Below are 12,653 nucleotides of genomic sequence, written 5' to 3'. Positions count from 1 at the left end.
GACATCAGCTTCCTCGGCTCGCTCACCAATCTGACAACACTGAATCTCAGCAACAATAGAATTACCGACTACAGCTTCCTCGGCTCGCTCACCAATCTGACAACACTGAATCTCAACAACAATCAAATTACCGACTACAGCTTCCTCGGCTCGCTCACCAATCTGACAACACTGTATCTCTACAACAATCAAATTAGCGACATTAGCTTTTTCGGGTCGCTCACGAATCTGACAACACTGGATCTCAGCTACAATCAAATTACCGACATCAGCTTCCTCGGCTCGCTCACCAATCTGACAACACTGAATCTCAGCAACAATAGAATTACCGACTACAGCTTTCTCGGCTCGCTCACCAATTTGACAACACTGAATCTCGACAACAATCAAATTAGCGATATCAGCTTCCTCGGCTCGCTCACCAATCTGACCACACTCAATCTGTGCAGCAATCAAATTACCGACATCAGCGCTTTGCGCTCGCTCGCCAATCTGGCCAAACTCGATCTTCGCGCCAATCGAATTACCGCTATGTGCGTGTTAGGGGAACTCCCACAGAAATATCTTACTCTCTCGACTAGGCCAATTGATGCTCAAAAAGCCACAGAAGCAGTCAAACTTGCCTATGCCGCTATTGGCCTAGAAGAACCCTCCGTTATTATTTGCAGCAGTCCCCGGGACGCTTTTCTCCAAATCTTCAACTTGCTAAAAGGCGACCATTCACCAAACTGGTCAAACGAAGGGCATCGGAATAGAGAGGAGAACAAGCTAGACGGGGAATGGATATCCATCTCCCCATGGATTTTGAGAGACTTTACAAGTCCGGCGGTGTGGGAGTATGAGTTCCGTAGCATGACGATGGAGTCGGAAGCAGACAGCACACTGAGTTCGCTAATGGGCGAATTGGTTGACGAATATGAGCGATCGGAACAAACGATGGGGAATGTTTTTTCCGATCATTTATTATACCTGAAATTCCCTGAAACCCCCTGGAGTTTGTTTAAAGAAATCTATTTGACCCAATTGTATATCTCTTCATTAGACCTCAATCTCTCGGAAAAGGCACAAGAAATACTTCGCTCCCAAAAGCTGCTTTTCGAGCATTGCGGTTTTATATTTCCCTGTGAAAAGATTTGCGCGGTGTGCGATCGCCCGCGCCACCTGCGCTTTGACAGTGAAAACCGCTTGCACGCGGAAGGAGAACCTGCGATCGAGTTTGCGGATGGATGGAATTTTTACTATTATCACGGTGTCAGATTGCCTGAAAACTACGGCCAAGTCCACCCCAATCAATGGCAATCCCAATGGCTTTTAGCAGAAGAGAATGCCGAACTTCGGCGAGTGTTAATTCAAGGAATTGGTTACGATCGCATTTGTCAAGAATTGTCAGCAAAACAAATAGATAGTTGGCAGGAATATGCACTATTACAAATAGATAACGCAGATGTCGAGCCGATTTGTTTGTTAAAAATGACTTGTCCGAGTACGGGATTCATTCACGCTTTGAGAGTGCCGCCTAACCTGACATCTGCTAGGAAGGCAATTCGCTGGGTAAATTGGGATATTGATCCAGAGGAATTTTCCGTGCAGACTTGATATATAGCCTTTCTCAGGTAAATTAGATGCTCGTGGGCATCGGGCATAGCAGATATAAAAGCGTTTGAGTTTTTAATTTCAGAACGGGGCTGACAATTCATTGAAGAACGGGCTAGGCTAGTTGTAGACTTCTATTTCCATGCCAGGAATGCACCGATAAAACTTCATTCACCCTCCAAACATGGCAAAACAACTAGCAATAGAAACTCGCGGGCTGACGAAACAATTCGATCGCCATATAGCCGTCAATGACATCGATTTGCAAGTAGCTGCAGGCGAAGTATGCGGACTGATCGGCCCCAACGGTGCCGGCAAAACTACCTTGCTGCGAATGCTGGCGGCGGCTGAGGAACCGACTATAGGGGAAATTTACATCAATGGCGATAGGTTATTGCGCGATCGATCGCACCCGATTCTCAAACAGCGCATCGGCTTTCTTCCCGATGACTTTCCCCTGTACGACGACTTGACTGTTTGGGATTATTTAGACTATTTTGCCCGACTCTACAACCTCCAGCAACCGCGCCGCCGAGAGCGAATCAATTCCGTTTTAGAACTCGTGCAACTAACCAACAAGCGCAACAGCTTAATTTCCACCCTGTCGCGGGGGATGAAACAGCGCCTGAGTTTGGGGAGAACTATTATCCACGAACCGCTGTTGCTGTTGTTAGATGAACCCGTTTCTGGCTTAGATCCGATCGCCCGAATGCAGTTCCGCGAAATTATCAAAGCTTTGCAAGAAGCCGGCATGACCGTAGTCATATCATCACACGTCCTCAGCGACTTAGCCGAACTTTGTAGCTGGGTGGGTATCATGGAACTCGGATATCTGGTCGAAAGCGCACCCTTACAAGAACTTTACAAACGCCTCAGCCGCCAGCAAATTTTTATGTCGGTTGTAGGAAATAAATTAGAAGCGCTAACATCGGAATTAAAAAACTTTCCTTGGGTGGAAAATTGGGCAATAATCCGGGAAACTCAACAGGTGTGCGTTGATTTTTCAGGAAGCCCGGAAGATGCGGCAAATTTATTACGCGAACTCGTCGCCGCCAACATTCCCCTAACCGAATTCCACCGCACTCAAGAAGACTTAGAAACCATCTTCCTCAAGATGGGACACCAGCAAGCATCTTAATTTGCTCCTTTCCTGTTTACCCCAATAAACAGTGAGTTATAACTAAGTCGTCACCCATTACTAATCACCAATAACCAATGACACTCCACTTACTAGACAAAATAGGCAACTGGAATCCCCAGTTATTTCGAGAAATCAAAGGCCGCTTGAATACTGGCAATATGGCGATCGCCTCTGCCCTTTCCCTAAGCGCTCAACTGCTACTGTTCAAGTCTTTCAATGCCCAGATACCCGTTCCCCCTGCTAATGGGGAGTACACTAACCCCATCTATCACAGATTTTGCACTTTAGATGGTGACCGTTCCTATGAAAAAATCTGCGTCAGAGATGCCTTCAGCAACTTTGTCATTAACTGGCGGGAGTGGTGGCTAGAGATATTCATTTGGCTGAGCATATTGAGCGTGTTAGCCCTATTAGTAGCAGGGACTTATATGCTGGTCAGCGACTTAGACAAGGAGGAACGCCGCGGCACGCTCAACTTTATTCGCCTCAGTCCCCAGTCAGCAAAAACAATTTTTCTCGGCAAAATTCTCGGCGTCCCCATTTTACTGTATCTAGCAGCAATTATGACAGTACCGCTGCATTTGTACGCTGGATTAGTCGCTCAAATACCCCTGCATGAAATTTTATGTTTCTACATAGCAGTTGCAGCTAGCTGTGCTTTATTTTACAGCGGTGCGATGCTATTTGGATTGACAACCAGTTGGTTGGGAGGATTTCAACCTTGGTTGGCTAGCGCTACGGTTTTTGTTGTGTTTGGGATTTCTTGGCTGCCGCTCACGCGAACTGCTGGGGATGTGTTCCATTTTTTGTCTCCCCTTGCTATGCTGAGATATCAGCTTTTTCTAGCTAATAAAACTGATTTCGATTCGTTAGTTGAAAACTTAGACAAGTTGCAATGGTTTTACTCGCCAGTGGGTACAAATATTGCGAGTGGCCTTGCTTTGTCTCTGTTGGTTTGTGGTACAGGAACCTACTGGATGTGGCAGGGATGGCAGCGCCGCTTTCCCAATCCCAGTGCTACAGTTTTGAGCAAGCGGCAAAGTTATGTGCTAGTTATCTGCTGTCAGCTAATAATTTTAGGATTTGCACTCCAATCAAGCCCTCCACCCTACGCTAATGAAGCTAGTGTGCTTATCTTGAATTTGCTGATGTTCTTAGCTTTAATTGCAGCTTTAACATCGGACAGACAATCTTTGTACGATTGGGCGAGGTATCGGCAACAAATCGTTCCCAGCAATCAGAAGTTGTGGCGGCGCTACCCGCTACTCGATTTAATTTGGAGCGATAAAAGTCCGGCTGTAGTTGGGATCGGGATTAATCTCCTCAGCTCAGTCCTAATTTTAACACCTTGGATGCTGTTTAAAAAAAATGAGACAAACGGATTTTGGGGCGTAATTCTCTGCCTTAATCTCATCCTAGTTTACGCAGCCATCGTCCAACTATTTCTATTGACAAAAAATCGACAGCGGGAAATTTTGGCCGTTCTCACAATCGGCAGCGCTATCTTGTTGCCGCCTCTGATTTTATCTATGCTGTCGCTGACCCCAGAAAAAGCTCCTATTTTGTGGTTGTCTTCAACATTTGCTGGCTTTTTGTCTTCGTCGTCTGTGGCAGCGTCAGGAAATACGATTTTGCTCTCCATACTCAGTCAGTGGACGGTCTTGGTGTTGTTGAATCTCAAATTGCGATCGCAACTGAGACTCGCAGGGCAATCAGCTTCTAAAGCACTGCTGAAAGCTTGAAAAAGCAGGGGAAGGGATCAAACGTGAAACTCCGATTCAGGCAGGGGCTTAAACCCCTGCCTGAAAGCTTAAGTCGTCTGAAGACGACTGTTCGACTAACTTATTATGCCAATTCCGCATTTATACTCGACTTTATATTGAGCGCTGGTGGTCGCCGCTACACACACAAAGCGCACCTTCGCAGGCTTTAAGATTAAATTTGAAAAATAATTTCTAGCTGTACAGATCCAAAATTATAGCGTCAGCGTATATTACTAATGAACGCAGTACAAAATTTCATAAGTTCGCACCGCTAAAAATTTCAGCTTGCCTGTTTGCAGTTAAGGTGCGATCGCCCGCCAGCTACACACCCAACTATAAAATACGGCTAAGCGATCTGTATTTAGGAGTGGGTTTATTTGAATCCGGGGGCTGGTTTATATATCATTTTAGCTGCGTGTAATACTTTTATGGCAAGCCACCCCTACAGCCGAAAATAATAAAAACTATCCTAAAAGTGCGAATTTGTGATATTTTGACTGAGAATACCGCCGCCGTTAGGCCACGAAAGTATCAAAATTAGAGGGTGATTAGAGCATGGCAGAAATTAGAGACACCGCACAAGCAAACTTGCTAGCAGGAACTCCAGAAGATGACCTAATTTTTGGTTTGATGGGCAATGACACCATTGCGGGAAATTCCGGTAATGACAGCATTTTTGGAGGAAAGCAAAGCGATTTAATTGAAGGCAATTTAGGTCAAGATTCGATTTTTGGAGATTTAGAGAACGATACTATTAACGGCGGAGAAGGTAACGATTTTTTAGTGGGCGGGAAAGGCAGCGATTCCATATCGGGAAACTCCGGCAATGATGTTTTGTCGGGCGATCGAGATACTGATGTCCTGATAGGCGGAGACGGGGCAGACCTATTTGTTTTGAGGCGCTATGCTGATGCAGATCCTGGTCGTACCAGCGGCGGTGCTAATTTCGCAAATGCTGACGCGATCGCCGATTTTGCAGCCGGTACAGATTTAATCGGTTTGGCGGGAGGTCTTAGTTTTAGCGACTTGAATATTCAGGAAGCTGGAAACGATACTGTTATTCAAGACCGAGTGACTGGAGAATTTCTCGCTACTCTCAGAGGGGTGAGACAAAGTGCGATTAACCAGGCAAGTTTCACTAATAATATTGGCAGCGTTGTTCCCAATCCCCCGCCTCCAGCGCTGACAACGGCTTATGCTTTAACTGCTGCTAATCGGATTGTCGGTTTTAGTCTTTCCAATCCGGGAAGTGTGATCTCAGATTTCCCCGTGACTGGATTGCAAGCGGGAGAAAATTTGCTGGGAATTGATTATCGGCCGGCTAACGGTGTGCTTTACGGTGTGGGTTCTAGCAATCGCTTGTATACTATCAATCCGAGAACCGGGGAAGCAAGTCTAGTCGGTAGCGGGCAGTTTGCTGTTCCCCTAACTCCGGGGGCTGCGGGCTTTGATTTCAATCCGACGGTCGATCGAATTCGGTTTGTCAATGAAGCCGATCAAAACGCCCGCCTCAACCCGGATAACGGGGCACTTGTGGATTTTGACACGGTGGCGGGGGGAATTCAACTCGACGGGAATTTAGCTTATGTTGCGGGCGATCGCAATTTTGGGTCAAATCCGGCTGCAGCAGGGGCTGCGTACACGAATAACTTTGCCGGCGCAACTTCGACAACCCTGTTTGCAATTGACAGCGATTTGGATGTTTTAGTGCGACAAGATCCGCCGAATAATGGAGGGTTGAATACGATCGGATCTTTGGGAGTTGATGCTACTAGCGTTCTCGGCTTTGATGTCAGGAGTATTGGCGGCCGCGAGGTGGCAGTGGCGGCGCTGGAAGTTGGTGGCGTTTCGGGCTTGTACAATATCAATTTAAGTAGCGGTCAAGCTTCCTTTGTCGGTCAAATTGCCGACGGGAGACAGATTAACGGTTTGGCTTTGCCTTTGCCTACAGCTTACGCTTTAACTGTCAGAAATGGCGCTGAAACAATTGTCGGTTTTAATGAGGCGGCACCGCGGGCAATTCTCAGCGACGCGGCAGTTACAGGGTTGCAGCCGGGAGAAAGTTTGCTGGGAATTGATTTTCGCCCCGCTAACGGTGTGCTATACGGTGTGGGTTCTAGCAATCGCTTGTACGCGATTAATCCAGTTACTGGGCAAGCAAGTGCAGTCGGTAGCGGCCAGTTTGCTGTTCCCCTAACTCCGGGGGCTGCGGGTTTTGATTTCAATCCGACAGTCGATCGAATTCGGTTTGTCAATCAAGTCGGTCAAAACGCCCGTCTCAACCCTGATACTGGGGCACTTGTAGATTTTGACACGTTGACGGGGGGAGTTCAACTCGACGGGAATTTGGCTTATGCTGCGGGCGATCGCAATTTTGGCAATCCCGGCGCGGCTGCTGCGGCGGCGTATGTGAATAACTTAGCAGGGGCAAATTCGACTACGCTGTTTGCAATTGACACCAATTTAGACATTTTGGTGCGGCAAGATCCGCCGAATAATGGAGTGTTGAATACGATCGGATCTTTGGGAATTGATGCTGGTACCGTTCTCGGCTTTGATGTCAGGAGTGTTGGCGGTAACGAGACGGCTTTGGCTGCGATCGAGGTTGGCGGAGTTTCTAGCCTGTACAATATCAATTTGACGACCGGTCAAGCTTCGATTGTCGGTCAAATTGGTGACGGGCGAGGGATTAAAGGCTTAGCGCTGACTTTGATTTAAATAGGGGAAGGAAGAAGGAAGAAGGAAGAAGGAAGAAGGAAGAAGGAAGAAAAATAATTAAACTTTTTTAATTTACCAATGCCCAATTCCCGATTCCTGATTCCCAATGCCCAATTTGAGTTAATCTATTATTTTGACAAACAAGATAAAATGTTATCTCAAGTTTTTTACTTGCTACGTTCCCGCAGTGATGGCAAATATCTGTCCGCGAATCCCAATCCAGATGCGGCAGTGAGTTACCTGCTGATGTTTCGCGAAGACTATGACGCTTTGAGTTATCTCAATGCCCACGCTGCTGATGTTGCCGATCGATTCGGAGTAGAATCGATTTCCGGTTCTCAGGTAAAAAAGCTGCTTGAACGTTGGGGATTTAACGGTGTGGGGGTTGTTCAAGACCCGCTGTTACCCAATATTGAGTTTTTATTGACAAAGGATTGACAATTGACAAGATTTGCGCTTCACCCGGTTTCAGGAAGAAATCGGGTTTTTTTGTCAAGTTTTGAGGATCTCGCCCGATCGAGCTTGTACACTTCTATGCTCCATATTTAGTGCAAATTGTCAAATTTGTCCAGCTTTCACCCTAAATCTGAATCCTGTTGTATATTCGTAGTTTGATATATTCCGACACGTCAGTACACAACCTATGGTTCGAGAATTAGAGCGATCGAGTGCCAGCGAGAAACGCAACCTGTCCGATTTCCCCGAAACAGCACCCGCAGCCAATCCAGTATTTTTTAGGACTTACAGCCGCCGTACCGAGACAGGGCGGGAGACTTGGGAGGAAGTGTGCGATCGAACAGTCAAGGGGCTGCAAAAGCTTGGAAACCTCACCCCCGAAGAAACACAACTGCTGCACCGGATGCAAAACCAGCTCAAAACCCTCGCTTCAGGCCGCTGGCTGTGGGTAGGTGGCAGCAAATGGATCGAGCAACCAGAGAATTTTTCCGGCGCATATAATTGCTCCTCAACAAATATTCTCGATTGGCGTTCCTTTGGCTTGTTGATGGATTTGGCAATGATGGGCTGCGGCACTGGGGCAGTCTTGGAACCACAATATATCAACCAACTGCCGCCGATTCGCAACCGTTTAACCCTAACCATGCAAGGCGAAATCGGCTCTACACCCGCCGAGTTGCGCCGTCAAGAAACCGAGGTAAAAATAGCAGAAAAAACCGCAACTATTTATGTCGGAGATTCTCGCCAAGGTTGGGTAAACTCCTATCAAACTTTGCTGGAATTATCCACAGATGAAAGATTTGCAGGAGAAGTTCAAGTATTCATCGATTTGAGCGATGTTCGCCCCGTGGGAGAACCTTTAAAAGGTTTTGGCGGAGTAGCAAATCCGGTGAAATTGCCCGACCTTTATCAGCGCTGCGCCGCAATTTTGAATAAAGCTTTAGGGCGGCAGTTAAATTCAGTTGAATGCTGCATTTTGATAGATGAAGCGGCGGTCACGATCGTCGCTGGAAATATTAGAAGATCGGCCGGAATGCGTCAGTTTTCTTTTGAGGACGAACTGGCCGCAAATGCTAAAAACAATCTGTGGCAACAAGATGAAAGCGGCAACTGGAGAATAGATCCAGAACGCGATGCCCTTCGGATGGCTAACCATACGCGAGTTTTCCATACCAAACCTACATTAGAAGAATGTATTGATGCTGTCCGCAAACAGTATTATAGCGGCGAAGGTGCGATTCAATGGGCCGGGGAAGCTGTAGCTCGATCTAACGTTGATTTACTTTCAACACCGAGTCTTAGAAGTGAGTTTTTGAAAGCTTACGACGAAGGAAAAGCTAAAGAGTGGTTGCAGGAACGCCATCCTAACATGACTGCTGGCGAGTTAGAGCATCGGTTAGTCCGTGTGGGCTTAAACCCGTGTGGTGAAATCATCGGCTCTAATTTTCATTGTGTCAGTGGCGACACTCTGCTAATTACTAGAGACGGGCTGCATAAAATAAAGGACGTTCTTGGAACTGAAATTGAGATTTGGAATGGTAAAAGATGGAGCTGCGTCACACCATTTAAGACAGCGAGTGATAATTGTGGTGGGCGACGCAAACTTTATCGTGTAAAGTTTGGTGATGGTACTTATCTGGATGCCACAGAATATCATCGCTTTTTTGTCAAGGATCGCTTTGGTAAAGTTTACAGAGAAGTTCAAACCAAAGACTTGATGGATACAAGTCGGTATAGCATTCATACTGAACCTTTTACAATTCAGTATGAAGATGGCTTGAATATCGATTCAAGTTATGCTTACACTTTGGGGGTGGCTGTAGGAGATGGGACTACAGACAAAAATGACAATGCGAAAGTTCGACTTTACGAACACAAAATGGCATTATCAGTAGCAGGAAATAAGTCTCCAGAAAGAAGCTATGACTATTTACCTGCTTTTACCGATGTAACTAACTTGAGCTTTTCTGGAGAGTTGCTGAAAAGTTTGAAAGTTAACCCAGAAGCACTAAATGTAATTGCGAGCTGGAATCGGCAAGCAATTTTACATTTTATTGCTGGATTAGCCGATACTGACGGCTCGAATACCCACAGTAATGGTATCAGAATTTATATTTCTGACCGCGATCGCGCTTTCAGAGTTCAGTTACTTTTGACCAAATGTGGTATTCGTTCGTCGCTAAATCTTTGCGCTCATCAAGGGTCAATTACTAATTACGGTGTCCGAAGTCGGGATTTGTATTACTTGCAAATTACTGACTGTGGTGAAATTCCTTGTCAGCGGTTAGATGTGAGCAAAGGGACGAATGCTAAACACAAAGGTAAATGGCAAGTGGTCAGAAGTGTCGAAGAATTACCAGGATTGCACGATACTTACTGCTTCAACGAACCAGAGTTTCATAAGGGAGTTTTCGGCAATACCCTAGCTGGAAACTGTAATCTTTCTGAGATCCACCTCAATCAAATTGACCCTTACAACTTCAAAGAACAGGAAGAAGCTTTCAGGGCTGCGGCTCTATCTGTCGCGGTACTTCTCAATCACAAATTTCTTGAACCCCGCTATCAATACAGCCGCGAACTCGACCCGATTGTCGGCGTATCTTTCACGGGATTGTTCGATTTCTTCGTTCACGCTTTTGGCGTTGAGTGGCTGCGCTGGTGGGTGGAAGGTCGCCCGCAAACTCCGCAAGGAATCGCTTTTAAACAGCGGGAAGAAGAGTATTTGAGTGGTTGGCGCGAGATTGTGAATCGGGTAGTATGGGATTATTGCGATCGCCATTCCTTAAAACGCCCAAATCGCTGCACAACCGTTCAACCATCGGGTACTAAATCTCTGCTGACAGGTGCTTCGCCGGGGTGGCATCCGCCGAAAGCCCAGCGTTTCATTCGCCGAATCACTTTTGGCAAAAACGACCCCGTAGCCCTCGCCTGCATCGACTACGGATACAACGTGATTCCGTCTCAATCTGACAAAGATGAAAACGGCAATTTGCTGAACAATCCCTTCGATGAACGCTGTACAGAATGGCTGGTAGAAATACCTGTTGCAGTAAGTTGGGCTGATTTGCCCGGTGCTGATGAAATTGACATTAACAAGTTCTCAGCGGCGGCACAAATGGACTTTTATATGCAGGTGCAAAAGTTCTATGTCAGACATAACACTTCGGCCACGATTGAACTGCGCGAAAATGAAGTGGAAAGTTTGGGCACTCGGATTTATGAAGCCATTCGCGATGATGAAGGCTACATTTCTGCAGCCCTTTTGGCTAGGTTTGATGCTCTTGAAACTTTTCCGCGTTTGCCCTTTGAACCGGTGAGCAAGGAAACTTACACCAAGATGCTGGAAGAGACTTTAGCGCGCCGGGAAATTGATGTTTTTCACGCGGCTTTGAGTCGCTATGACTTAGGTGAAATGATGGATTCCGGGCCGGCGGGCTGTGATTCTGATAAGTGTTTGATGCCGGAGACTAAGGCTATGTAATAGCCAATAGCCAAATCCCCGACTTCTGAAATTACTTCGATATTTCACGAAGATAACCAAAAGAAGTCGGGGATTTTGTTTCTCAACCTTTTATGTAATAATCCCGCGTTCCCTTCGCATTCATCGCTTCTCCGAGTCGATTTAACCCGTACACGTAAGCCGCAGTTCTCATGGAAACTGACAATTCCTGAGATTTTTTCCAAATTGATTCTGTTTCTTCGACCATTTTATGCTTCAACCGCTGGTTGACTTCATCCAGCGTCCAATAAAGTCCGCTGCGATTTTGCACCCACTCAAAATAACTAACCGTTACGCCTCCGGCATTAACTAAAATATCAGGAATTACTTGAATTCCCCTCGCTTCTAAAATCAAATCAGCAGCCGAATCAATCGGCCCGTTAGCTACTTCAAAAATAAACTTAGCCTTAATATCATTAACATTCGCTTCAGTTATTTGGTTCTCCAAAGCGGCTGGAACCAGCACGTCTACATCTAATGCTAAAAGCTGTTCATTTGTCAAGATTTCGTGTTCGATAATATTGCAAACTGAACCTTCGCAGTAAAGAGCTTTGATACCTTTGTTAGAGTCTTTAAATCCTCGAATACTGGGGATATCCAGCCCTTGTTTAGCATAAATTCCCCCTTGGGAATCGCTGACAGCAACAACTTTGTAACCTGCTTTCCAGAGCAGTTCAGCTATTTCTGCACCTGCATTACCAAACCCTTGTACTGCGACAGTTGTATCTTGAGGATTTAGCTCAAATTTGGGTAGAATAGTTTGTACTACAAAAAAAGCACCCATTGCTGTAGCCGTATCTCTGCCCAAGCTGCCACCAATTGTCACTGGTTTACCAGTCACAACCGCCGGAGAAAGCTGCCGCTTAATAATATTGTATTGATCCATCATCCAACCCATAATCATGGGATTGGTGTAGACATCCGGCGCGGGAATATCTACATCGGGGCCGATGAAATCTGCGATCGCATCGACATATCCCCGGCTCAACCGTTCCAATTCCAGTTTGGACAATTCCTTGGGATTGAGAGTAATTCCGCCCTTTGCTCCTCCAAAAGGCAAGTTCAAAACTGCACATTTAAAAGTCATCCAAAATGCTAAGGATTGCACTTCATCAAGGGATACTCCCGGATGATAGCGCACTCCTCCTTTAGACGGGCCTCTGGTATTGTCGTAGCGCACCCGATAACCTTGAAAAATTCGCAGGGAACCGTCGTCCATCCGCACGGGAATCGATACAATTAAACTGGATTTGGGGTGTTTCAACCTTTCAATCGTATCCTCGGAAAGCGACACATATTTTAAGGCTCGTTCTAATCGGCGGCTGGCATCGGCAAATAATGATTCAGACATAATTGGAAGGAAGAAGGAAAGCACGACACGGATTTTGACACGGATACACGGATTAATTATTTAGTGTCCGTCAGATTTTGAAGTCAGAGGGAAGAAGCAAGAATAGCTGACATCTTAATTTTGGCGTTGCTG

6 protein-coding genes and 2 pseudogenes are annotated in these 12,653 nt (G+C 46.1%); 7 read left to right on the top strand and 1 reads right to left on the bottom strand.

Annotated features, from left to right (window positions below):
• Nucleotides 1–3: 3 nt before the first annotated feature.
• The 7 genes and pseudogenes from QUB37_RS29890 to nrdJ all read left to right on the top strand — a co-directional run.
• Nucleotides 4–480: pseudogene (locus tag QUB37_RS29890) on the top strand (leucine-rich repeat domain-containing protein); the annotation flags it as partial.
• A gap of 564 nt (nt 481–1,044) precedes the next feature.
• Nucleotides 1,045–1,596 (top strand): annotated as a pseudogene (locus QUB37_RS29885) (DUF6745 domain-containing protein); the annotation flags it as partial.
• Between the two features lie 181 nt (nt 1,597–1,777).
• Entirely contained in the window at nt 1,778–2,731 is a 954-nt protein-coding gene (locus tag QUB37_RS20695; RefSeq protein ID WP_333165560.1) for an ABC transporter ATP-binding protein, read from the top strand.
• 77 nt (nt 2,732–2,808) lie between these two features.
• A complete protein-coding gene (locus QUB37_RS20690) occupies nt 2,809–4,476 on the top strand; it encodes a hypothetical protein (RefSeq protein ID WP_333165558.1) in 1,668 nt (555 codons plus the stop codon).
• Between the two features lie 576 nt (nt 4,477–5,052).
• Nucleotides 5,053–7,215, top strand: a complete 2,163-nt coding sequence (locus tag QUB37_RS20685; RefSeq protein ID WP_333165555.1) for a DUF4394 domain-containing protein — start codon at nt 5,053–5,055, stop codon at nt 7,213–7,215.
• 150 nt (nt 7,216–7,365) lie between these two features.
• Entirely contained in the window at nt 7,366–7,653 is a 288-nt protein-coding gene (locus QUB37_RS20680) for a hypothetical protein (protein WP_006630975.1), read from the top strand.
• Between the two features lie 205 nt (nt 7,654–7,858).
• Nucleotides 7,859–11,152, top strand: coding sequence for a ribonucleoside-triphosphate reductase, adenosylcobalamin-dependent (gene nrdJ, locus QUB37_RS20675; RefSeq protein WP_333165553.1), 3,294 nt, complete (start codon nt 7,859–7,861; stop codon nt 11,150–11,152).
• Between the two features lie 82 nt (nt 11,153–11,234).
• Here the strand turns inward: nrdJ and QUB37_RS20670 are convergent, their stop codons facing one another.
• Nucleotides 11,235–12,521 (bottom strand): Glu/Leu/Phe/Val dehydrogenase, encoded by a 1,287-nt coding sequence (locus QUB37_RS20670; RefSeq protein WP_333165551.1) that lies wholly within the window; start codon nt 12,519–12,521, stop codon nt 11,235–11,237.
• Nucleotides 12,522–12,653 lie beyond the last annotated feature (132 nt).

This window comes from Microcoleus sp. AT3-A2 (genome assembly GCF_036705685.1).
Lineage (GTDB): Bacteria > Cyanobacteriota > Cyanobacteriia > Cyanobacteriales > Microcoleaceae > Microcoleus.
The sequence above is the reverse complement of the archived record's forward strand: the minus strand, read 5'-3'. Positions and strand labels throughout refer to the sequence as shown.